This is a genomic window from Pseudophaeobacter sp. 1A16562 (genome assembly GCF_041008785.1).
Taxonomy (GTDB): Bacteria; Pseudomonadota; Alphaproteobacteria; order Rhodobacterales; family Rhodobacteraceae; genus Phycobacter; species Phycobacter gallaeciensis_A.
Genome location: NZ_JAXGFT010000004.1, coordinates 129,834 through 151,830 on the forward strand (window position 1 = coordinate 129,834; position 21,997 = coordinate 151,830).

The window sequence follows — 21,997 nt, forward strand, 5'->3', positions numbered from 1 at the left end:
AGCAGCCTTCTGCGCATCTGCAAACGTCGCGTCCGTGATTCCAAGAGAGCCAAGCGGGCTGGCCTTTGGGGCGCGGCTGCGCTATTTCGCTGGCAACGCGGCAGCGCCACTCGAGGGCCTGCGACACGGATCATGAAAGGCCATGACATGAGCTTTGAAACACCGGGGCCGGTCGAGGCCCGCCTGCGCGACGCAATCAGCCCGATTGAAGAGATCATCGAAGAGGCCCGACAGGGTCGCATGTTCATCCTTGTGGATCACGAGGACCGCGAGAATGAGGGCGATCTGGTGATCCCGGCGCAATTCGCGGATGCCGATGCCATCAACTTCATGGCGACACACGGGCGCGGGCTGATCTGCCTGCCGATGACCGCGGACCGGATCGACAGCCTCGGGCTGCCGATGATGGCGGTCAACAACTCCTCGCGCCACGAGACCGCCTTTACCGTCTCCATCGAGGCGCGCGAAGGTGTCTCGACCGGCATTTCCGCTGCCGACCGGGCACTGACCGTCGCGACCGCGATCAACGAGCAGAATTCGATGGCGGAAATCGCAACGCCGGGCCATGTCTTCCCGCTGCGCGCCAAACGCGGCGGCGTTCTGGTCCGTGCGGGCCATACCGAGGCGGCCGTGGATATTTCCCGCCTTGCCGGGCTGCATCCTTCGGGCGTGATCTGCGAGATCATGAAGGAAGACGGCACCATGGCGCGGTTGCCTGATCTGGTGGATTTCGCGGCTGAGCACGGCCAGAAGATCGGCACCATCAGCGATCTGATCGCCTATCGCGCCCGCAACGACAATCTGGTCACCGAAACCTCCCGGGAGATCGTGAATTCGGAATTCGGCGGCGAATGGGACATGCGCCTGTTCACCGATCAGACCCACGGCGTTGAACACGTGGTGATGATCAAGGGTGACATCACCACGCCCGAGCCTGTTCTGGCCCGCACCCATGCGCTGCACGAGGCGACCGACATTCTGGGCCTCGGTCCCAAATCCGCCCGTCAATTGCCCCGCGCGATGGAGATCATCGCTGCCGAGGGGCGCGGGGTTGTGACCCTGTTCCGCCAGCCGCGCAACGCGCTTTATGCCTATGAGGATGACGGATCGCGCACGGTGACCATCAAACAGACCGGCATCGGCGCGCAGATCCTGTCGAACCTTGGCCTGAAGGACCTGATCCTGCTGACCGATTCCCCCTCGACCAAATATGTGGGTCTTGATGCCTATGGGCTGTCCATCGTCGGCAGCCGTCCCATTCTGAAGGAAGACTGATATGGCCGGACACGAAAGCCACTACATCCTGCCGCGTCCCAGCTTTGACAAACCGGTCAAGCTGCTGATCGTGGTTGCGCCTTACTACAAGGACATCGCCGACAATATGGTCGCAGGCGCCAAGGTCGAGATCGAGGCCGCTGGCGGCACCTGGGATCTGGTCGAAGTGCCCGGCGCGCTGGAGGTTCCTACGGCGATCTCTATTGCCGATCGCACCTCGAACTTTGACGGCTACGTGGCACTGGGCTGCGTGATCCGCGGCGAGACCACCCATTATGATACGGTCTGCAACGACAGCAGCCGCGCGATCCAGCTGATGGGCCTGCAGGGCCTGTGCATCGGCAACGGCATCCTGACCGTAGAGAACCGCGCCCAGGCCGAGGTGCGCGCCGATCCCGCCGATCAGAATAAGGGCGGGGGCGCTGCGGCTGCGGCCTTGCATCTGATCGCACTGACGCGTAAGTGGAGCGCCCAGAGCAAGGGAGTCGGCTTTAAGGCCCCTTCCGAGGCCATCCAGCTGGCTGGCACAGACAACGGATCCACCAAGGCATGACCAACCCAGACAGCGTCCCGAAGGGCAACGGCAAGACTCAGATGAAATCGGCGGCCCGGCTTTTTGCCGTGCAGGCGCTGTTCCAGATGGAGCACAGCAGCCAGACCTACGACAAGGTGATCGTCGAATTCGAGGATCACCGTTTCGGCGCTGTCTATGAAGGTGATGAATACGCCGAGGGTGACCCCAAGTTATTTCGCCAGCTGGTCGAAGGCGCCGTCAATCATCAGGCCAAGATCGACCAGATGACCGACCGCGCGCTGGTTGCGAAATGGCCGATTGCCCGGATCGACCCGACCCTGCGGGCGCTGTTCCGCGCTGCAGGCTCGGAACTGGTCGAGACGAAGACCCCGCCCAAGGTGGTGATCAACGAATTCGTCGACGTGGCGCGCGCGTTTTTCCCCGAAGGCAAGGAGCCGAAATTCGTCAACGCGGTTCTGGATCACATGGCCCGCGAAGCGCGCCCCGAGGCGTTCTGAACCTTCTTTTCAGGTGACCTTTGCAATCAGGCGCACCCCGGTGCGCCTGTTTTTGTTTTTACAGGGGGGGGATCGTTATTCGTTCCGATCGTGGAGGAGATGCAGGACAAATTCCGCCGATCGCATGTATTTTCCGCTTTATTCTCTGGACCGCCTGCCGCCGGGTGCTAACATTAAGAAGCAGCCTATGGAGGGAATCTCATGCCAAAGCTCATTCAACTCTATATCCGCAACGTTGCGCTGGGGTTCGGAATCGCTGCGGTCTTCGTCGGGCTGCTGCTCTGGTTCAACGTAATGAACCTTTGGGGGCTGGTCAGCACGTCTGATGTCGGGCTTTTGGCGATTGGCATTCTTTGGTTCATGAACGGGATTGTTTTTGCCGGGGTGCAATTCGCTTGGGCGGTGATGTCACTGGCCCGCGATGATGACGCAGGGCCGCGCCGGGGAACTCCGGTGGTGAACCATTTTGAACCGATCCGGGTAAAAGCCGTGGCGCCGCGCCCGCAGGATCGCCGGAAACAGCCGCGCGACTGACCTCTGGCCCAATTCACACCATTTTGAATATAGACTGAGGTGGGCAATCGTGAGGTTGTCCGCCTTGAAGCTGTGAGGGGCCTGCCATTCAGGTGCGCGCAGTGCCGAAGCTGACCCAGATCAAGGCGATTGCCAGCAAATTCTGAAACATGATGGCATGGGTCCGGTTCACCGACAGGACCCCGATTCATCTATTCGGAAAGGCCATCACATGTATCGTCTTGCTTTCATCCTGCATCTGTTTATCGGCTCCACCCTTGCAGGTAGCGCCGTGGTAGCGGCCTTGGCCACGGGGCAGGACAGCCTTCAGCCCATCCTGATCGCGGCAGCGCTTGGCTTTATCGCGGCCTTTCCGGTGACGTGGCTGGTCGCGCGCAAGCTTTACAACCTGCGCTGACCTGCGCCCAGCCTTACAGTTTCTTCTGAATGTCGTCGGCCGCCTGCTCAAGGGCGGTTCCGGCTTTGTTGATGTCGCGGCCCGCACCTTTTGCGGTTTCGCAGGCAGCAAGGCTCAGCAGGCTCAGGGCAATCAGGACATGTTTGATCATGGTGTACTCCATCGTTCTTTGCGTGTTGTCTAGCATCGCCTGAGATGAGCAGCCAGAGGCGGAAAGTCGCTGCTCATCGAGCTGCGCGGTTCGACAGCTTTGTTGATGGAGGTCAATGTTCTCTAATAGGTGTTCGGGGATAAGCACGTGGCAACATGTGCCGAACACGACCTATCGGGAGGATTAGACGAATGGCATTTGAGATCCGTAAAGAGGCGCTTGAGGCGCGGCGTAAGGCCCTGACAGGGCATCTGGTCGAGGTGGAGCACACGCTGGACGCGCCCATGCCCAAGGATTGGGAGGACCGATCGTCCGAGCGGCAGGGCGACGAGGTGCTGGAAAGCCTTGGCAAGGCTGAACTGGATGAGCTGCGCCAGATCGATGCGGCACTGGCGCGTATCGAAAGCGGTGACTACGGTTTCTGCCAGATCTGCGGTGATGCCATTTCGGCTGAACGGCTGGACCTGCTTCCTGCGACACCTTTTTGCAAGAAATGCGCCAAATAAGACTGGTGACCGGGGCATAGGCGCGCGTGGCGTCGGGCGGTGCTTTCCTTTGGCGCGCGCCGGGTCTAAAGCGATCATAGCTATTCTGACACGGAGATACCCTTATGCCCTGCGCCCTCTGTTCCGCCGACGCGCCCCTGTCCTTTGTTGAGGTTCCGGGAGGGCCGGACGGCGCCGGGGTTGAGATCTGTGCCACCTGTGCGGAGCAGATCGCCGGAGATCTTGATCCCAACCACTGGCGCTGCCTGTCATCATCGATGTGGTCGGAAGAGCCTGCCGTGCAGGTGCTGGCGGCGCGTCTTCTGGCACGTCTTTCCGATCAGGACTGGGCCCGCGATCTGGCCGAGCAGCTGTGGCTGGACGATGAAACCCGCGCCTGGGCCGACAATGTTCCGGCGGCCAGCGCCCATGTGGACAGCAACGGGGCGCCTCTGGCGCAAGGTGATAACGTTGTCTTGATCAAGGACCTTCCGGTTAAAGGGGGCGGGTTCACCGCCAAACGCGGTACGGCGGTGCGCGGTATTTCCCTGGTTCAGGACAACCCCGAACACATCGAAGGGCGGGTCGAGGGTCAGCGGATCGTCATCCTCACGAAATTCGTGAAGAAGAAGTAGATGCCGCATGGCATCAGCCCAGCAATTTCCCAAAGCCACCGTTGCCGCGCCTTCCGCGATGTGGCACAAGCAATATCAACAGACTGAACAGACGAGTTTAGCACATGACTGACTTCGCCGAACGTCGCCGCATGATGGTCGACACCCAGGTCCGCCCCTCGGATGTGACGAAATACCCGATTATCGAAGCGATGCTCGCGGTACCTCGCGAAAGCTTTGTGCCTGATGCACAACGTGAAGCCGCCTATGCGGATCAGAACATCGATCTTGGCGACAGCCGCGTCCTGCTGGAGCCGCGCACCCTGGCCAAGATTCTGGATGCACTGGATATCCAGAATGATGAGATGGTGCTCGATGTGGCTTGCGGGCTGGGCTATTCCACGGCTGTGGCTGCCCGCGTTGCCCAGATGGTGATCGGCGTCGAGCAGGACGAGGACATGGGCCGCGACACTCAGGATCAATTGGCCGAGGCCGGAGCTGACAATGCCATCGTGCACGTTGGTGCGTTGGCCGAAGGCGCGGCGGAACATGGTCCCTATGATGTGATCATGATCCAGGGTGGTGTCGAAGATGTTCCTTCGGCGCTGCTCGAACAGCTGCGCGATGGTGGCCGGATCGCCGCGGTCTTCATGACCGGCGCGCTGGGAGAGGTGAAGATCGGCCATAAGACAGGCGGCCAGGTTTCCTGGCGTTTTGCATTCAACGCGGGCGCCCCGGTACTGCCGGGCTTTGAAAAGGTTCGCGAATTCGCACTATAACCCGCCGGGGCAGAATATTCCCGCGTCCCGGGCAGGGGGCGCGGGGTGAGGCAAACCAACCGCGGCTGGCGGCGCGGCAAACGATAAGGCAACCGATGCGAAAGAAATTCTCGGTCCGTTTTTTGAAAACGTTTGTATATGTCGGCGCAGTTGCAGCGGCGCTGGCCGCGCCAAAATCCGCGGTGGCGGACAACCTGTCGGACGCCATGATAGGCGCCTACAAAACCAGCGGATTGCTGGAGCAAAACAGGGCGCTGCTGCGCGCCACGGATGAAAGCGTCGCTGTTGCGGTGGCGCGTTTGCGCCCGATCGTTGATTTTGCGATGACCGCAAGCCACCGCTACAGCCGGGGCATCTCCACCTTCGGGTTCCGCGACCACGATACCAATGGGCTTGATGTCGGTGTCTCGATGGAATGGCTGCTTTATGATGGCGGCGCCTCGCGGCTGGGTCAGCTGGCGGCGCAGGAAACGGTTCTGGCCACCCGTCAAAGCCTGCTGGATATCGAACAGCAAGTTCTGTTTTCCGCCGTTCAGGCCTATGTGAACGTGCTGTTGCAGCAGGACACCGTGCGCTTGCGGGGCAACAACCTGCGTCTTCTGCGTGAAGAACTGCGGGCCGCTCAGGACCGGTTCGAGGTCGGCGAAGTAACCCGCACCGATGTCGCCCTCGCCGAAAGCCGTGTGGCAGCCGCGCAGGCCAGCCTCACCGAAAGCCAGGGCGATCTGTTGGAGGCCAAGGCGACCTATATCGAGGTTGTCGGCAACCCGATCAACGTGGTTGCAGGCCAACCGCCGCTGCCGCAGCGGGTGGCCTCCTTGCAGGCCGCTGAAAGCGTTGCGATGCGCAATCATCCCAGCCTTCTGGCGCGTCAGCATTCGGTGAAGGCAGCGCAGCATACTGCGGCCAGCACTGAAAAGAACCTTGGCCCCAGCGTGCGCCTGCGCGCCGATGCAGGCCATACCTATGATCTGAACGGCAACGGCGATTCGGATACCTCAGGTGTTAGCCTGACTCTGTCCCAGCGGCTTTACGCGGGCGGCGGGCTTGCCGCAGCGCGGCGGGCAGATATTGCCCGGCTGGATGCCGAAAGGGGCGCGCTGATCTCCACCCAAAGATCTGTGACCCAATCGGTGGCGGCGGCCTATGTGTCGCTCGAAGCAGCGCGGGCCAGCCTTGTGTCTTCGGTCGAGCGGGTGCGGGCGGCGCAGGTCGCATTCGAAGGGATCCGCGAAGAGGCCACGCTGGGCGCGCGCACGACACTGGATGTGCTGCAGGCTGAGCAGGAACTTCTGGGCGCGCAGACCGCGCGGGTGCAGGCGCGAGCCAATCAGGCGCTGGCGGCATATCAGTTGTTGCAGGCGCAGGGCCTGCTCACAGCCGAGCATCTGGGGCTTGCCGTCGAGATCTATGACCCGACCCTGTATTATAATCTGGTCAAGGACGCTCCGGCCCATATCAGCAAGCGTAGCAAGGATCTGGACCGGGTCCTGAAGGCTCTGGGCCGCGACTGACGCGCGTTCTGGCGGCGGGTGCTGCCGGGAACAACTGAAAATTTACCCTAATTGTTGTGTGGCCGCCGTTCGGCGGCTACAGTTGTGTCACTGGCTAAAGTGGTGCTGATTATTATGTCCGAACCTGTAACGCAGGCAGAAATCGAAGATGTCCTGTCCTCTATCCGTCGTCTCGTGAGCGAAGACGACAGAAAAGGGGCTGCCCGGGTCACCGGGTCTGCGGAGCCTGCGTCACCGGAGCCAGCCGAACCACGGTCCGAGAAGGCGGCGACGCGACTTGTGCTGACGCCTGCGCTACGGGTGTCAGAGGCCAAGCCCGAGGCGGCCGACCCTATCGATACCGCATATGCGCGGGAGGTACCCCCTGAGGTCACCGACATCAGCGCCAGTTCGATCCCCGCGGTGGAAGTCGATACAGACCTCACCTCGGTGGCGACTGATGAGACAGACGCAGGGGCGGCAGGGTCGGCCGTTGAACCGGCAGAAGAAACACCGGCAGAGGAAGCCCAGAGCCCTTCCGATGAGGATGCCACTGATGCGGCGGAAGATGCGCCCTGGAAAGATCCCTGGGCGACCCTCTATCAAGCGGCGGGCGTAACCGGAGTTGAGGGCTTTCAGGATGCTTCTGATGAGGTAGAGGCGAAGTCTGAAGCCTCCCTGTCCGATGCAATGCTGGAAGAGACTGACCCAGCTGACCGGGTGTTCGCCGTTGTGCAGAAAATTACGGAGCTGGAAGCCAAGGTTGCGCGCTCCGAAGAGCAATGGGAGCCAGACGGCAGGTCCAGCGATCCCTATGCAGGTACCAATGTCGAAACGCTGCAGTGGCAGGATCATCACGACGAGGATCCGGCATCTGAAGAGACAGCGGAAGAGGTGGTCTCCTGGCCCGAAAGCGAGGCCACCGCAGATACGGCTGAGGATGCAGGCCCAGAGTTCGGTCCGGCAACCGAGACTGAGCATGCAGACCCGGCGCGCGGCATTGCCGAAGAGGCCATCACCGTCGAAACGCTGGGCGCGCTGACCGAAGAGGACACGTATCTAGACGAGGAGAGCCTGCGCGAGTTGGTGGCCGAGATCGTACGCGAAGAATTGCAGGGCGCGCTTGGTGAGCGCATCACCCGCAACGTCCGCAAACTGGTGCGCCGGGAAATCCACCGGGCGCTGGCAGCACAAGACCTGCTCTGACCTCCTGCGCTACGGCATTATGTGGCATTGGTTGCCTCCTGAGTTACGGTCATGTCCCGTGTAAGCGGCGCCCCTGCCGAACATCAGGGCAGAGCGCTCCCGCCCGGATCGGGCATTTTTCAATTCCCCTCTCCCGTTGGGTCGGGCGCCGGGCTGCGCTCGGCGCGGTCGCGCTCTGGCACGGGGCGCTGCGCCTATGTGCGCGGGCTGATGGGCTGCGACAGCTCGAGCAGTTGATTGAGGTCCATGTAGTGCTCCAGATGCGCTGCAAGATCGTCGAGAGCTGCATCGACGTCATCCTCGTAGGAAGTCCGGCTTTCGTGCCCCAGATCGGCCAGAAAGGCAGCGCGGAAGGCATCGGAGCTGAACAGCCCATGCAAATATGAACCGCGCACGCGTCCATCCGGTGACACCGCGCCCTCGGCCCGGTTTTCGACGCTGAGCCAGGCGCGGTCTGTATCGGGGCCACTGGTGCGCCCCATGTGGATCTCGTAGCCAGAGACCGGCAGGTTACCGTCCCGCGTGGTGGCCTCGCTCAGGGTCACGCGCTTGTCGCCCACCATGGTCGTATGCACTTCCAGCAGGCCAAGCCCGACCACCTTGCCGGGGCGGCCGTCGACACCCTCCGGATCATCGATGGTTTGGCCAAGCATCTGATAGCCGCCACAAAGGCCCAGCACATGACCACCGCGCCGGTGGTGTGCAAGGATGTCGATGTCCCAGCCTTGGGCGCGCAGGAAGGTGAGATCGCCAATCGTGGATTTGCTGCCGGGGATCAGCACCAGATCCGCATCGCCGGGCAGGGCACGCCCGGGGGGCACGATCTCGACCGTCACATCCGGTTCGGCGGCCAGCGGATCCAGATCATCGAAATTCGCCATCCGCTCCAGCTGTGGCACCACCACCTTGCAGGCGCCGCCCGCGCGGGAGGCGATGTCCATCATATCCTCGGCTGGCAGTTTCCAGGCGTCCCAGAACCAGGGAACAACGCCCAGTGATGGCCAGCCGGTGCGGGCCACGATGTCATCGCGCCCGCCGTCAAACAGGCTGAGATCGCCGCGGAACCGGTTCACGGCAAAGCCGACGATGCGTTCCAGATCCGCAGGCTCCAGCACTGCCTTGGTGCCGACGATCTGCGCGATGACGCCGCCGCGGTGAATGTCACCAACCAGTACCACCGGCACCTCTGCCGCGCAGGCAAAACCCATATTGGCGATGTCGCGCGGACGCAGGTTGGTTTCCGCCGGAGAACCGGCCCCTTCGATCAGCACCAGATCAGCGTCAGCGGCCAGCCGGTAATAGCTGTCGAGTACAGCCTCGAGCAGCCCCGATTTATCGCGCATGAAGGATCTGGCGCCTTGGGTTCCGCGCCGTTTTCCCTGAACGATGATCTGCGCACCGGTATCGGTTTCGGGCTTCAGCAGCACCGGGTTCATATCCGTATGCGGCACGCGCTTGGCAGCGCGGGCCTGCAGCGCCTGCGCGCGGCCAATTTCGCCACCTTCGGGGGTGACAGCCGCGTTGTTCGACATGTTCTGCGGTTTGAACGGCGCCACACGCAGGCCGCGCCGCGTATAGGCGCGCGCCAGCCCCGCAACCAGAAGCGATTTTCCGACATTGCTGCCGGTGCCTTGGATCATCAGTGCCCGTGCCGTCATGCGCCTGCCTTACTGCTCACCCTTGTTCGCGCAGACAGTTGCAATGCGGGCGGGCGCAGGTCAACGGCAATCGAAAGCATTGCCTGATCGGATGGCCGGGCAGGGGCCTGCAGAAGCTGTGCGGCGTTATTGGGGGTCAGGAGGTGTACGGAAAGCGCAGGCGAAAAAAGCGGAGCCACAAAAGAAAAACGCGCCCCCCAGGACGCGCTTTTCTGTGTCTCAATGGCAGCTTAGATCAGGCAGCTTCGGCCTGTGCAGCATTGCGGCGCTCGCTTTCTTCACGCGACAGTGCGACCGAAGTCCGCACGCCACGACCGACGAATTCCATCAGCCCTTCGACCACGCGCTCGTTCGGGTCGATCCCGGCGCAGGAAAGGACTTCACGGCCATCGCGAGAGCGCGCCCACCGCGCGATCTGCTCGGGGCCGTTCCCGTATTTCTTGTCGTCAGCGATGGCGTCGTCCAATGCGGCCAGCACCACGGCGGCAAAAAGTTTGCGTGCGCGGTTGCCTTGCTCGTTATTGTAAGCGGTGCCGTCAACGAAATCTCGCATCCCGTTTCCTTTGTTGTTCTTGCTATTGCAATTTCGGCGTGGCGCTCCTTATGACGGAACTATGACGATTCGGATAGCCCGTAGATGCATAGCTTTCATGCGATTTGTGCATAGCTTGCCGGGGGTGCCCACGAGATATCGTTGTCTTGCCAGCCGAGTCCACGCCAGATATAGGGGCAGTTAAGAGTTCATCAACCACCCGAGAGGGATTTTTCCGATGCCCAAGATCAACGGTAACGAAATCCGCCCTGGCAATGTTCTGGAGCACAACGACGGTCTGTGGGCCGCTGTGAAGGTCGATCACGTCAAACCCGGCAAGGGCGGCGCCTTTGCTCAGGTCGAACTGCGCAACCTGCGTAACGGCTCCAAGCTGAACGAGCGGTTCCGCAGCGCCGACAAGGTCGAACGTGTGCGCCTTGAGCAGAAAGACCAGCAATTCCTGTATGAAAACGACGGCATGCTCGTGTTCATGGACACCGAGACTTATGAGCAGATCGAACTGCCCGCCGATCTGCTGGGGGATCGTCGCCCGTTCCTGCAGGATGGCATGACCATCGTTGTCGAGTTCTACGAGTCCGAAGCTCTGAACGCCACCGTGCCGCAGAAGGTCACCTGCAAGATCGTCGAAACCGAGCCGGTTGTAAAAGGCCAGACGGCTGCGAATTCCTTCAAGCCCGCGATCCTTGATAACGGTGTCAAAGTCATGGTGCCGCCCTTCGTCGGTCAGGACGAGATGATCGTGGTGAACACCGAAACCATGGAATACTCCGAGCGCGCCTGATCCGGCCTGCTGCATTGACGCTATAATGCCCCGCGCAGTCCTGCGCGGGGTTTTCTTTTGCATAACGTCTTTGCGTTCTTTGCGGTCAGTCGAGCGATAGGCTGAAGCCGCAGACATCCATCATCTTGCCATAGGCCGCCGTGAACCCGGCGAGAGAGGCGTGGAAGATGGTGCGGCCGCCCGCCTCGATCACCATGCTGCTGCCCTTTTTCATGGCCTTCAGGACCGGCCGGTTGTTGGGCAGGTTGATCGCGGCCTCGGCGTGCGCAAGACCTTCATTCGTGAGCGTGACGAAGGCGGCGCCGGAAAAGATGGTGCCGGTGTCGACGCGGAACTGGATGACCTGACCGTCCTGCATCTGCGTGGTGTAATGGCGCGGCGCGGTTTCGCTGATCACCGGGTAGGGGTAGAAATCCGGCGGGCCGACATCGCCGTCCGACACCTCAAGGCGCAGCACCGGGTCGCCATCGCCGCCGGTCGAGGCCGCACAGGTGCGGCGCAGGTCTTCGCCAGTGTCGATCTGCTCGCTCCAGACGCGCCAGTCCTTGTATTCCCAGTAATCGGCTGCACCTGCCTGCAGGGGCAGGCTGGTCAGGGCCAGCAGAAAAATCGCACGCATTTGAGTAATCCCTCAGTGATACCGTCGCCGCCATAACATGCCGGCATCTGCGTATCTAAACCCAACAGGTTAAATGAGGCTTGCGTGCTGTAGGGCCGCCTATTCGGACCAGGAGAGTCTTGCCTCGCCTGCCTGCAAGTCTTTGTCCCTAACACGGTCATAGCGCAGATAGGCAATCGCCTTGCCACCGCTTTGCGTGAACAGGGTGCCTGCGGCCTTGTCTCCGGCGGTGATATCGGTGCCCACGGGGGCTGTGCCTTCGATCTCCACGATCTGCAGCCCCTTGCGCAACTCGGTCTTGTGTTTCATCCGGGCGGTCACCTCTTGTCCGACATAGCAGCCCTTGCGGAAATCGACCCCGTTCAGCGCCTCGAACCCGGCCTCAAGGATATAGCTGTCCGGCGTCAGTTCGACGCCGCTTTCGGGTATGCAATGGGCGATGCGCAGCGCATCCCAGTCGCTGCCGTCATCGCCGCCCTCCGCGCCATAAAGGCGCCAGCCCATATCCGGGTGGCGCGGATCGGCAAAGGCGCCTTCGGGGGCGGGGCCGGTGCCTCGACGCACCTGCAGATCCGTGACCTCGATCTGAACATCGGCGCGCAGGCGGTACATCGACAGGCGTTTCATCAGCCCTTCGGCCAGATCCGCGTCTACATCCAGCAACACATCTGCACCGTCAGGGGCCAGAAAGAAATCGGCCAAGTATTTGCCCTGCGGCGTCAGCATCGCGGCATAGACCAGCACGTTCTGGTCCAGTTTTGCGACATCGTTGGTGACCAGCCCCTGTAGGAAGTCACGGGTGTCGGGGCCGGACAGGCGAAGAATTGTGCGGGCACTCATGTCTGTTCTCCAGTTGATGGGGGCGGATCAGCAGATCACCATGTTCTTGTTTCAGCAAGTGATATAGAAATCACAGCCGAGTTGAACAGGAAACTGCCCATGCCCGCTCCGATCAGTATCGTGATCCCGACACTCAATTCCGAGGCGGAACTGCCCGGCTGCCTTGAGGCGCTGATGGAGGGGTTGGCCTCAGGACTGATCCGGGAGTTGGTGATCTCGGATGGCGGATCGCAGGATCACACGGCCACCATCGCCGAAGAGGTCGGTGCCGAACTGCTGTGCGGCGCGCCGTCGCGGGGCGGACAGCTGCGCCGGGGCTGCGAAGCGGCACAAGGCGACTGGCTGCTGATCCTGCACGCCGATACCCGACTGTCCGCGGGCTGGAGCGATGCGGTGTCCCGCCATCTGGAGCAGGGCGAAGGCAGGCCGGGGTATTTCCGCCTGGCGTTCCGGGCCCGGGGGCTGCGCCCCGCGCTGGTGGCAGGCTGGGCGAACCTGCGGGCGCGTCTGTTTGGTCTGCCCTACGGCGATCAGGGGCTGCTTGTGCGCCGCAGCGATTATGAGGCAATGGGCGGCTACCTCGATCAGCCATTGATGGAGGATGTTGCCCTGTCGCTGCGCCTGAAGGGTCTTGTCGAGATCCCGGTTCAGGCGCGGACCTCGGCCGCGCGATACGAGCGCGACGGCTGGCTGCGGCGCGGCGCCCGCAATCTCTGGACACTCGCGCGCTATGCCCTTGGCGTCAGCCCAGAGCGGTTGGCGCGGGCCTATCGCAAATAACCCTCTGCTTCTTTACCGGAAGACCCGGCGCCAGACACGCCGGAACAGGCCGGATTGATCGGCAGACTGCTGCGCCGCCAGAGGCTGCGCCATATTGAGGTCTTCGCGTTCTACCAGCGTCTTGCCGTCCTGGAATTGCAGTCGATAGAGATCGGCGTAGATCCCACCGCGCTCCAGCAGCTCGGCATGGGTGCCCTGATCCATCACCTCGCCGCGCTCCATCACCACGATCTTGTCAGCATTGCGGATGGTGGACAGGCGGTGGGCGATGACCAGCGTGGTGCGCCCGCCCGACAGCCGGTCCAGCGCCTGCTGCACGACCTTTTCCGATTGCGCGTCCAGCGCCGAGGTCGCCTCGTCCAGCAGCAGCACTGGCGTGTCGCGTAGCAGGGCGCGCGCGATCACCACCCGCTGCCGCTGCCCGCCCGACAAGGCAGAGCCGCGCGGCCCCACGAGGGTATCAAGACCATTGGCCAGCTTGGGCAGGAAGTCAGAGACATGGGCGGCGTCCAGAACCTCTTTCAGGCGCTCCTCGCTGACATCCGTGCGTCCCAGAAGGATGTTTTCCCGCAGGGTTTCATCAAACAGCAGCGCCTCTTGCGAGACCACCGAGAACAGGCCGCGCAGGTCCTCGAAGGCGAGATTGCCCACCGGGGTGCCGCCAATCGTGACCAGTCCGGATTGCGGATCGACCAGTCGTGTCAGCAGGTTGAAAATGGTGGATTTACCGGCGCCCGAGGCCCCGACAAGCGCCGTGGTCTTGCCCGGCTCGGCGATCAGAGATAGGTCCTTCAGGATCGTGGTGTCACCATAGTTCAGGGTGACGTGATCCAAACGCACCTCGGGCAGGCCCTTTGGCGCGGCCACGGGTTTCACCGGCGGCAGCAGCTTGATCGGCGCGTCCAGTAACTCCTTGATGCGCTCCATCGCGGCGGCGGCGCTTTGCCAGGTGCCGCTGATCGAGGCGAGGCGGCGCATCGGGTCAAAGGCCAGACCGATGGCGGTGAAGAAGCTCATGAACTGGCCGACAGTCTTTTCGCCGGTGATGATTTCCTGGCCGCCATAAAGAACTACGCCCATGACACCGAGACCGGCCATGATATCGATCATGCCGGTGATCGAGGCGGTGCCAAAAGAGGCACGCACTTCGGAGCGTACGAATTGGTCCATATGGGTGCTGAACCGGCGCGCCTGATACTGTTCCAGGCTGTTCAGCTTGATCGGCACGATGCCGTGGAAAATCTCGTCCAGCCGCGTCGCCAGCGAAGCACCAAGATCGCGCGCGGTGGCGGCTTTCTTGCGGACATAGCGTTGCAGCGCCGAGATCGGCAGCAACAACAGGGGCAGGCCGATCAGCATGATCGCCGTCCAGCGCCAGTCGACGCTGATGGCAACGCCAAGGACGGCCACCATCTGTGCCATGTCGCGCCCCGCACCGGTGATCAGCGCCTGCCAGACCTGATTGATCGCCATGACGTCGCTTTGAACGCGCTGGATCAGGAAGCCCGGCGGGTGCACCTGGTGAAAGGCTGGATCCTGACGGATCAGCCGGTCCAGCATGTCCTTGCGCATATGCGCAGCCGAGGTCTGCGAGATCTTCGACAGGATGACCTTCTGGCAGACGCTGGCGACACCGCGCAGGGAAAAGATGATCAGAAAGGCCAGGCTGACCCAGAACAGGGCGTCGGAATTTCCGGCGACAAAGACCAGATCGAACATCGGCTGCATCATGTAGCTGAGCGCACCAACAGTGCCGCCTTCGATCAGCATAAAGACCACCGCAAGGCCCAGCAGGCCCATGTAATGGCGCAGATAACCGCGCCACAGCCAGATGATCAGCTCTTTCGAGGAGGTGTGTTTGCGGGTCATGCAGGACGGTTCCGGCTGGTGTATTTGCAGGATGTGCGGGTCATGCGGCGCTTTCTGTTTTTGACCCGGGCCATTTAAGCAGCTGAGGCTTTAGGCGCAAGCTTTGCGCCATGCCCGGTTGATGGGCAGTCCCGCTGCACTGCACCCATTGTGGAATTGACCTTCCTCTGCCGCATTGTACTGTACCGGAAATTTGAGCGCGAACCGGCCCCAGGCCCAGGGTTCCATTGCAGGGAAGATCAAAGATGAGCGGGACTTTAAACCTATCGGCAGGGCGATCCTATCTGGCGATCCCGGGACCTTCGGTGATTCCGGATCAGGTGCTGCAGGCGATGCACCGTCCGTCACCCAATATCTACGCGGGTGAGCTGGTGGATATGACCGCGACACTGATCCCGGATTTACGCCGGGTGGCGCGCACGAAGCATCACGCGGCGATCTACATTTGCAACGGTCATGGCGCCTGGGAGGCTGCCCTTTCGAATGTGCTGCAGCCGGGGGACAAGGTGCTGGTCCCGTCCTCGGGGCGGTTTGCTATCGGTTGGTCGGAAATGGCTGAGGGGCTGGGCATTGACGTGGAGGTCATCGATTTTGGCAACCATGCGCCCTGGGATCTGGCCCGTGTGGCCGAGCGGCTGAAGGCGGATACCAGCCATCAGATCAAGGCGGTGCTGGGGGTGCATGTCGATACCTCCAGTTCGATCCGTAACGACGTACCCGGCCTGCGCGCAGTTCTGGATGCGGAGCAGCACCCGGCGCTGTTGATGGCCGATTGCATCGCCTCGCTGGGCTGTGACCGGTTCGAGATGGACGACTGGGGCGTCGATGTCATGGTCACCGGCAGCCAGAAAGGGCTGATGGTCCCGGCGGGGCTGGCCTTCGTGTTCTTCAACGACAAGGCTGCTGCGGTGCGCGCCGCGATGCCGCGGGTCAGCCGCTACTGGGACTGGACCCCGCGCGCCAACCCGGAAGAGTTCTACCAGTATTTCGGCGGCACCGCTCCGACCCATCATCTTTATGGGTTGCGGGCCTCGCTCGACATGATCCACGCCGAAGGGATCGAAAACGTCTGGGCACGGCATGCGCAGCTGGCCCGTGCGATCTGGGCGGCGTGTGAGGCCTGGGGGCAGGACGGACCCATGGCAATGAACGTGACCGATCCCGCGCTGCGCTCTCATGCGGTGACGGCACTGCGTCTGGGCGGATCGCGCGCGACGCAGCTGCGCGAGTGGCTGGAGCAGACCCTGGGGCTGACATTGGGGATCGGCCTTGGCATGGCGCCACCGCGCAGCCCGGAATGGCACGGGTTCTTCCGGCTGGGCCATATGGGCCACCTGAACGGTCACATGGTCATGGGGCTTCTGGGCGGTATCGAGGCGGGCCTGCGCGCCCTTGATATTCCCCACGGCGCCGGGGCGCTGGATGCGGCGGCTGCAGTTCTGTCCGAAGCCGGGCAAAAGGCGTCCTGAGAGGGCGTGAGCCAAAACAGTTGATCAGGCGGGGTCTTGTCCCCGTCTGAGGTCAGGCTCGCGTTTCAGGTTCTCATCTCTAGGCGAGTGATCATGTGGTTGATCAGCGCGGCCAGTAGCAACACGGGCACCATGCCGTAGAGCAGCCAGAGCGTGAAAAAGATCCACGGCATGTTGATGACGGCAAAACGCAGGGTGGTTTCCAGCAGATCCGGTGCCTGCGCCGCCGCCTGACGCGGCTGTTTCCGTGCGGTCTTGTCCTGTTGCATGATGCAGTTCCCCAAACGCGATGTGACGTGGTTCGGGCTCAAGACTGACATAATTCGGTGAATGCGGCGTAAAGCGCCCTGCGGCCAGTCGGTCGCAGGGTTTTGGTCGATACCCTTCACTCAGGCTTGTCGGGCGCGCTCCAGCGCGATGGGCAGCGCCTTGGCAAAGGCGTCCAGATCCTGGGGGCGACCACAGCTTACGCGGATGCAGCGGTTTTGCGGCGCGGCGAAGGGCATGCGCACAAAAACGCCCTGATCCACCAGCCCGTCCAGTACCGCCTTGGCAAAGGCTCCGTCCTGTCCGCAATCAATAGCAACGAAATTGGTGGCTGAGGGCAGGGCAGTCAGCCCGTTCTCACTGGCGATCTCTCCAATGCGGGTCCGGGCCACTGCGATCTCATTCGTCACATGCGCAAGCCAGTCCTGATCCAGCAGCGCCGCCAATGCGCCCGCCTGCGCCATGCGGTTCATGCCGAAATGGTTGCGCACCTTGTTGAAGGCCGAAATCAGATCCGCCTGCGCCATGGCATAGCCAACGCGGGCGCCCGCCATGCCATAGGCCTTGGAAAAGGTGTGCATGCGGATGACGCGGGTATCGTTGATGTCGATCGGCGCTGCGGTGCCTTCGGGCGCGAATTCCACATAGGCTTCGTCCAGCAACAGCAGGCAGCCATCTGGCAGGTGATCCAGTGCGGCAACGATATCGGCGCCGCTGTGCCAGCTGCCCATCGGGTTGTCGGGGTTGGCAAGGTAGACCAGCTTGGCATCGACCTCCGCCGCCTTGGCAAACAGGGCCTCGGGATCTTCGTGGTCGTCGCGATAGGGGACCGTGTGCAGCGTGCCGCCAAAGCCCGCGACGTGGTAATTAAATGTCGGATAGGCGCCCAGCGATGTCACCACGTGATCGCCGCTGGTCACCAGCAGGCGTACCAGATAGCCAAGCAGCCCGTCGATGCCTTCGCCGACCAGAATATTCTCAGGCGCGACGCCGTGGAACCTCGCGAGTTCCATGCGCAGATCATAGCTTTGCGCGTCGCCGTATTTCCAAATCTCGCCCGCTTCGGCCTGCATCGCGGCAATCGCCTTGGGCGAGGGGCCAAAGATGTTCTCATTGGCGCCAAGGCGGGCGGCAAAGGGCGCGCCGCGCTCACGCTCCTGCGTTTCGGGGCCAACAAAGGGCACGGTTGCAGGCAGGGACTGGGTAAGCGGGGTATAACGAGGTGTGGTCATGCGGGCAGATAACGTGAACCGGCCCGCCGCATCAAGTGGGCATGGCGGCAGCGAATGTCGCAGGTTCTGCGGGTGGCAAGCCTTGCAGAGGGCGCCCGGGCAGCGCAGACTGGCGCCAGTTTTGGGAGAATTTAACGATGCGCATTTTTCTGGGCGTGCTGGCGCTGGGGCTGGCCTATCTTCTGTTCTGGCCGGTGCCGGTCGAACCTGTGTCCTATGACCCGCCCAAGGGGCCGGGATTTACCGGAGAGTTTGAGGAAAACACCGCCCTTGAGGGCGCGCAGAAGGTGGTCCTGCCCAATGGCGCCATCGGTCCCGAAGATCTGGCGGTGATGCCGGATGGGACGGTCTACACCACCGATCTGGACGGGAACCTTTATCGCATTGATGGCGACCAACCCAAACTGGTGGAGGCGCTGGGCGGGCGGCCGCTGGGGCTGAAGGCCGGGCCGGATGGCGCGCTTTATATCGCCGACAGTTTCCGTGGCATCATGCGCTGGAGCGGCCCCGGCACGCTGGAAACCCTGGTGAGCGAGATTGACGGTGCCCCGGTGATCTATGCCAACCAATTGGATGTGGCGCGCGATGGCACGATCTATTTCTCCAATTCCTCGGACCGGTTCGACCCGGAGACCATGGGCGGCACCAAACCCACCTCGGTGCTGACCGTCTGGGAACAGTCCGACACGGGCTACGTGGCCCGCCGCACCCCCGATGGAACGGTTGAGAAGATCGCCACCGGGTTTGTCTATACCAACGGTGTTGCCCTGTCGCCGGATGAGGATTTCCTGCTGATCAACGAAACGGGCCGCGCCCGGGTGCACCGGTTGTGGTTGACCGGTCCCAACGCCGGGCAGCAGGAACTGTTTCTCGGCAATCTGCCGGGCTATCCGGATAACCTTGAGGCGCAGGGTGATGGCACCTTCTGGCTGGCCTTTGCAAGCCCGCGCGTGCCGTCCGAAGTGCTGATGCCCTATCCCTTCCTGCGCAAGGTGCTGTGGCGGCTGGGGCCGAAGGTGCGCCCGGCGCCGATCCATCGCGGCATGATCATGCAGTTCGATGCGGATGGTAACATTCTACGCACCCTTCAGGATCCTGCGGGCGGGCTGGGGATCACCACTGGCGGGCGCATTGTCGGCGACCAGCTTTACGTGATGACGCTGGATAGTGACAGTTTCGCGCGGCTGCCGGTGGCGGATCTGCCGCCGATCCGGCCCTAGGCGGGTTCGGCTCGGTCCAATCTGCCCCGGCGTTAGACTGGATCGCGGCGGCGTTGCGGTGCAGTCTGGCGCAAACCGAAAGCAGGAGGAGCCGCAGATGGCACGGGTATCCGTCGAGTACAAAGACCACATCGCCCATGTGACGCTGACGCGCGGGGACAAGATGAACGCGCTGGACGACGAGATGATCAAGGGGATCATCGCCGCTGGGCACGAGGTCGCCGCCTCCAAGGCGCGTGCCGTGGTGCTGGCGGGGGAGGGTAAGGCGTTTTGCGCCGGGCTTGACCTGATGAGCTTTGCCAAGATGGGGCAGATGGATCCCGAAGAATGGCTGATGGCCCGCAGCTTTGACGATGCAAACGAGGTGCAGGAGGTCGCGATGGCCTGGCGCCGGGTACCGGTGCCGGTGATCGCGGCCGTACAGGGCGTCTGCTTTGGCGGCGGTTTGCAACTGGCGCTCGGCGCGGATATCCGCATTGCTGCGTCGGATGCGCGGTTTTCGGTGATGGAGATGAAATGGGGCATCGTCCCCGACATGGGCGGCATGGCGCTGTTGCCCCGGCTGCTGCGCTCGGACGTGCTGCGACGCCTGACCTATACCGCCGAAGTGTTCGAGGCTCCGCAGGCGCTGGACTGGGGGCTAGTGACCGAAGTGTCCGACGATCCCCTTGCCGCTGCGCAGGCGCTGGCGGCAGAGATTGCAGGCAAGAACCCCGAAGGCATCCGCGCGGCCAAACGGCTGATCGGTGTGGCCGAAACCGCGGATCAGGCCACAGTGCTGATGGAGGAAAGCCGCGAGCAGGTGGCCCTGATTGGCACGCCCAACCAGATGGAGGCCATCGCAGCGCAGATGCAGAAACGCCCGCCGCAGTTTAAGGACTGATAGGCGCGCCCTGAGGCGGCAACGGCGCCTTGTGCAACAGCTTGGGCCAGATGGCATTGACCGCGGTGAGATCCTGAACCCCGAGCCCGGACAGGCAGGCGATGCTTGTCCGCTCAGGGTTCTTGCAAGTGCCTGCCTTCAGCGCCGCGCCGATCTCGGTCAGATCCGTCGCGGCCATCAGTCCGGATCGGATCGCACGGTGCGGCGCGCCAAAAGCCAGACCTGACGCGCGCGCATCGACAAAGACCTGCGCCTGCGACAGGGCCACGGGATCAATTTCGCATTTCGTTTCGTCGTCTGATCCGACCGAAGTGATATGTTGGCCGGGGCTGAGCCAATCGGCATGGATCAGCGGTTGTTTTGCTCCGGTGGCGGTCAGGATCACATCGGAGGACCGGACGGCCTGTTCCAGATCATCGGCGACCTCAAACCGCACCCTGGCAAATTGTGCCTGCAACTTATCCACCAGCGCCTGCGCCTTGGCATGGTCTCGCCCCCAGACCTGAACCGAGGTCACGGGGCGTACCAAAAGCAGCGCCTCAACCTGCAGCCGCGCCTGCGTGCCGGTGCCAATGACGACGGCGTGTTGCGCCCGGTCGATGACCAGAAGATCGGCCACGACCGCGCTAGCGGCGGCGGTCCGGTAATCCGAGATCAGATGATCATCTTGCAGGATAGCAACTGGCCTGCAGGTCTGGCTGTCGAACACCACAATCATTCCGCTCGACGGCGGTGCGCCGATGTTGGCGAGATCCTGCGACCATCCTGCCATCTTCACGGTGAAAATGGGGCAGCCTGCAAGCGTCGCGGATTTCACATGAATGTCTGCGCCCGGTGATGGGTAGAGCACCTGCACAGGCGCTGTTGCCGTCCCGTCGGACAGCGCGCGAAAGGCCTGTTTCGCGGAGGGGATCAGATCCGCGACAGACATATGGGGACGAATATCCTCTGCGGTGTAGATCGGGATCATGGCGCGCTGATCTCTCCGGTTCCGACAAAGGCAACCTCGCCCGCAACGGTGACATGGCTGATGGCATCGGGGGTGCCATAGGGGGTCACGAGCAGGGCGCTGGGCCGTCCGATGTAGTGGCCTTGCGTCAGGGTAAAGGTGTGGTCCGCCTGCGCCAGTCCGTGTTTCATTGCATAGGCGCCGATGACACCAGCGGCACTGCCGGTGGCGACGTCCTCAAGCAGACCGTCGTTGTTCCAGTGGCGGCCTTCGAAGCTCTTGGTGTCGAAAAGGTAGGCGAATTCAGCGCCAACGGTCCGCAGCCTGTCCTCAAGGTCGGGAACCATGATCCGGGCCTCACGTAGTCCGCCGGTCACGGGGACCACCAGGTACTTCAACCCCGTCGATATAATCTCAAGCGGCAGGGGCGACAGGTCACCAGTGGACAGGTTGAAGGCTTCGGCGAAGGCGGTGCGGCTGTTGTCCGGCGCGGTGCCCAGGAAATCGGGCTGTCCCTGATCCAGCGTTCCGAAGTAGCGTCCGGCGCGGGCCATGGTGGTCACGCGCACTGATCGGCCGCCCTGCAGGGTGAAGGTCCAGGATTTTTTCCCGGGCGCCCCGCATTGCATATGAAGGCTACAGGCCGCTCCGATGATCGGATGGCCAGCAAAAGGCAGTTCCTCGCTCAGGTCAAAGACCCGCGCTTCGATCTGGCCTTCGGTTTCCGTCAGGAAGATGGATTCGAAATGGCGCAGCTCTTGCGTCATGGTCAGCATCTGTGCGGCGCTGAGGCCCGCACTATCGGGAAAAACCGCAAGACTGTTGCCGGAGTAGGGGCGGGATGCGAAGACATCACAATGGACAAAGTTGTAAGAGCGGTTGCGCTGTGACATGACTGACCTGCATAGCGG

At 62.4% G+C, this 21,997-nt stretch carries 25 protein-coding genes; 15 read left to right on the top strand and 10 right to left on the bottom strand.

Annotated features, from left to right (window positions below; genetic code table 11):
* The first annotated feature begins 147 nt into the window (after window positions 1-147).
* From ribB to SM764_RS07035, 5 genes are all read left to right on the top strand, one after another.
* Window positions 148-1,275, top strand: a complete 1,128-nt coding sequence (ribB, locus tag SM764_RS07015) for a 3,4-dihydroxy-2-butanone-4-phosphate synthase (protein ID WP_065270902.1) — start codon at window positions 148-150, stop codon at window positions 1,273-1,275.
* Between the two features lies 1 nt (window position 1,276).
* Window positions 1,277-1,828 (top strand): 6,7-dimethyl-8-ribityllumazine synthase, encoded by a 552-nt coding sequence (locus SM764_RS07020; protein ID WP_369001384.1) that lies wholly within the window; start codon window positions 1,277-1,279, stop codon window positions 1,826-1,828.
* Complete coding sequence (gene nusB / locus SM764_RS07025) at window positions 1,825-2,307, top strand: transcription antitermination factor NusB (RefSeq protein ID WP_369001385.1); 483 nt, start codon at window positions 1,825-1,827, stop codon at window positions 2,305-2,307. Before SM764_RS07020 ends, nusB begins: the two co-directional genes overlap by 4 nt.
* A 201-nt stretch (window positions 2,308-2,508) precedes the next feature.
* Window positions 2,509-2,841 (top strand): hypothetical protein, encoded by a 333-nt coding sequence (locus SM764_RS07030; RefSeq protein WP_274828262.1) that lies wholly within the window; start codon window positions 2,509-2,511, stop codon window positions 2,839-2,841.
* A gap of 211 nt (window positions 2,842-3,052) precedes the next feature.
* Window positions 3,053-3,238: a CTP synthetase gene (locus SM764_RS07035; protein WP_065270898.1), complete on the top strand. Its 186-nt coding sequence runs from the start codon at window positions 3,053-3,055 to the stop codon at window positions 3,236-3,238.
* A 13-nt stretch (window positions 3,239-3,251) separates the two neighbouring features.
* Here the strand turns inward: SM764_RS07035 and SM764_RS07040 are convergent, their stop codons facing one another.
* A complete protein-coding gene (locus SM764_RS07040; RefSeq protein ID WP_116560370.1) occupies window positions 3,252-3,389 on the bottom strand; it encodes an entericidin A/B family lipoprotein in 138 nt (45 codons plus the stop codon).
* Window positions 3,390-3,580: 191 nt separating this feature from the next.
* Here SM764_RS07040 and SM764_RS07045 point away from each other — a divergent pair, with 191 nt between their 5' ends.
* The 5 genes from SM764_RS07045 (at window position 3,581) to SM764_RS07065 (ending at window position 7,966) form a co-directional block, all read left to right on the top strand.
* On the top strand, window positions 3,581-3,895 hold the full coding sequence (locus SM764_RS07045) for a TraR/DksA family transcriptional regulator (RefSeq protein ID WP_065270897.1): 315 nt from the start codon (window positions 3,581-3,583) through the stop codon (window positions 3,893-3,895).
* A 104-nt stretch (window positions 3,896-3,999) separates the two neighbouring features.
* A complete protein-coding gene (locus tag SM764_RS07050) occupies window positions 4,000-4,509 on the top strand; it encodes a PhnA domain-containing protein (protein ID WP_065270896.1) in 510 nt (169 codons plus the stop codon).
* A gap of 104 nt (window positions 4,510-4,613) precedes the next feature.
* Window positions 4,614-5,267: a protein-L-isoaspartate O-methyltransferase family protein gene (locus tag SM764_RS07055; protein WP_368946955.1), complete on the top strand. Its 654-nt coding sequence runs from the start codon at window positions 4,614-4,616 to the stop codon at window positions 5,265-5,267.
* A 95-nt stretch (window positions 5,268-5,362) separates the two neighbouring features.
* Entirely contained in the window at window positions 5,363-6,781 is a 1,419-nt protein-coding gene (locus SM764_RS07060; protein WP_065270894.1) for a TolC family outer membrane protein, read from the top strand.
* 114 nt (window positions 6,782-6,895) lie between these two features.
* On the top strand, window positions 6,896-7,966 hold the full coding sequence (locus SM764_RS07065; RefSeq protein WP_369001386.1) for a hypothetical protein: 1,071 nt from the start codon (window positions 6,896-6,898) through the stop codon (window positions 7,964-7,966).
* A 194-nt stretch (window positions 7,967-8,160) separates the two neighbouring features.
* On the opposite strand, the gene SM764_RS07070 is transcribed toward SM764_RS07065, so the two are convergent.
* A complete protein-coding gene (locus SM764_RS07070) occupies window positions 8,161-9,624 on the bottom strand; it encodes a cobyric acid synthase (protein ID WP_369001387.1) in 1,464 nt (487 codons plus the stop codon).
* 235 nt (window positions 9,625-9,859) lie between these two features.
* Window positions 9,860-10,177, bottom strand: coding sequence for a DUF6280 family protein (locus tag SM764_RS07075; RefSeq protein WP_065270891.1), 318 nt, complete (start codon window positions 10,175-10,177; stop codon window positions 9,860-9,862).
* A gap of 217 nt (window positions 10,178-10,394) precedes the next feature.
* Between SM764_RS07075 and efp the strand changes: the two genes are divergently transcribed.
* Entirely contained in the window at window positions 10,395-10,958 is a 564-nt protein-coding gene (gene efp / locus SM764_RS07080; protein WP_065270890.1) for an elongation factor P, read from the top strand.
* An 85-nt stretch (window positions 10,959-11,043) separates the two neighbouring features.
* Here the strand turns inward: efp and SM764_RS07085 are convergent, their stop codons facing one another.
* Window positions 11,044-11,577 (bottom strand): invasion associated locus B family protein, encoded by a 534-nt coding sequence (locus tag SM764_RS07085; RefSeq protein ID WP_274832425.1) that lies wholly within the window; start codon window positions 11,575-11,577, stop codon window positions 11,044-11,046.
* A gap of 99 nt (window positions 11,578-11,676) precedes the next feature.
* Window positions 11,677-12,417: a CAF17-like 4Fe-4S cluster assembly/insertion protein YgfZ gene (gene ygfZ, locus SM764_RS07090; protein ID WP_368946958.1), complete on the bottom strand. Its 741-nt coding sequence runs from the start codon at window positions 12,415-12,417 to the stop codon at window positions 11,677-11,679.
* A gap of 99 nt (window positions 12,418-12,516) precedes the next feature.
* Here ygfZ and SM764_RS07095 point away from each other — a divergent pair, with 99 nt between their 5' ends.
* A complete protein-coding gene (locus SM764_RS07095) occupies window positions 12,517-13,197 on the top strand; it encodes a TIGR04283 family arsenosugar biosynthesis glycosyltransferase (RefSeq protein ID WP_368946959.1) in 681 nt (226 codons plus the stop codon).
* Window positions 13,198-13,209: 12 nt separating this feature from the next.
* On the opposite strand, the gene SM764_RS07100 is transcribed toward SM764_RS07095, so the two are convergent.
* Window positions 13,210-15,066, bottom strand: coding sequence for an ABC transporter ATP-binding protein (locus SM764_RS07100; RefSeq protein ID WP_369001388.1), 1,857 nt, complete (start codon window positions 15,064-15,066; stop codon window positions 13,210-13,212).
* Between the two features lie 245 nt (window positions 15,067-15,311).
* On the opposite strand from SM764_RS07100, the gene SM764_RS07105 reads away from it, so the two are divergent.
* Window positions 15,312-16,535, top strand: a complete 1,224-nt coding sequence (locus SM764_RS07105) for a pyridoxal-phosphate-dependent aminotransferase family protein (protein ID WP_274832428.1) — start codon at window positions 15,312-15,314, stop codon at window positions 16,533-16,535.
* 65 nt (window positions 16,536-16,600) lie between these two features.
* Here the strand turns inward: SM764_RS07105 and SM764_RS07110 are convergent, their stop codons facing one another.
* Together SM764_RS07110 and SM764_RS07115 are read right to left on the bottom strand one after the other, a co-directional pair.
* Window positions 16,601-16,804: a histidinol phosphate aminotransferase gene (locus SM764_RS07110; RefSeq protein WP_274828273.1), complete on the bottom strand. Its 204-nt coding sequence runs from the start codon at window positions 16,802-16,804 to the stop codon at window positions 16,601-16,603.
* Between the two features lie 120 nt (window positions 16,805-16,924).
* Window positions 16,925-18,034, bottom strand: a complete 1,110-nt coding sequence (locus tag SM764_RS07115) for a pyridoxal phosphate-dependent aminotransferase (protein WP_369001389.1) — start codon at window positions 18,032-18,034, stop codon at window positions 16,925-16,927.
* 137 nt (window positions 18,035-18,171) lie between these two features.
* Between SM764_RS07115 and SM764_RS07120 the strand changes: the two genes are divergently transcribed.
* Both SM764_RS07120 and SM764_RS07125 read left to right on the top strand, forming a co-directional pair.
* Window positions 18,172-19,254 (top strand): SMP-30/gluconolactonase/LRE family protein, encoded by a 1,083-nt coding sequence (locus SM764_RS07120; RefSeq protein WP_368946963.1) that lies wholly within the window; start codon window positions 18,172-18,174, stop codon window positions 19,252-19,254.
* A gap of 97 nt (window positions 19,255-19,351) precedes the next feature.
* A complete protein-coding gene (locus tag SM764_RS07125) occupies window positions 19,352-20,137 on the top strand; it encodes a crotonase/enoyl-CoA hydratase family protein (RefSeq protein WP_368946964.1) in 786 nt (261 codons plus the stop codon).
* On the opposite strand, the gene SM764_RS07130 is transcribed toward SM764_RS07125, so the two are convergent.
* Together SM764_RS07130 and SM764_RS07135 are read right to left on the bottom strand one after the other, a co-directional pair.
* On the bottom strand, window positions 20,127-21,107 hold the full coding sequence (locus tag SM764_RS07130) for an ornithine cyclodeaminase family protein (RefSeq protein ID WP_368946965.1): 981 nt from the start codon (window positions 21,105-21,107) through the stop codon (window positions 20,127-20,129). The two genes, SM764_RS07125 and SM764_RS07130, sit on opposite strands and share 11 nt — an antisense overlap.
* Window positions 21,104-21,979, bottom strand: a complete 876-nt coding sequence (locus SM764_RS07135; protein ID WP_368946966.1) for a PhzF family phenazine biosynthesis protein — start codon at window positions 21,977-21,979, stop codon at window positions 21,104-21,106. The genes SM764_RS07130 and SM764_RS07135 overlap by 4 nt, the downstream gene beginning before the upstream one ends.
* Between the last annotated feature and the right edge of the window lie 18 nt (window positions 21,980-21,997).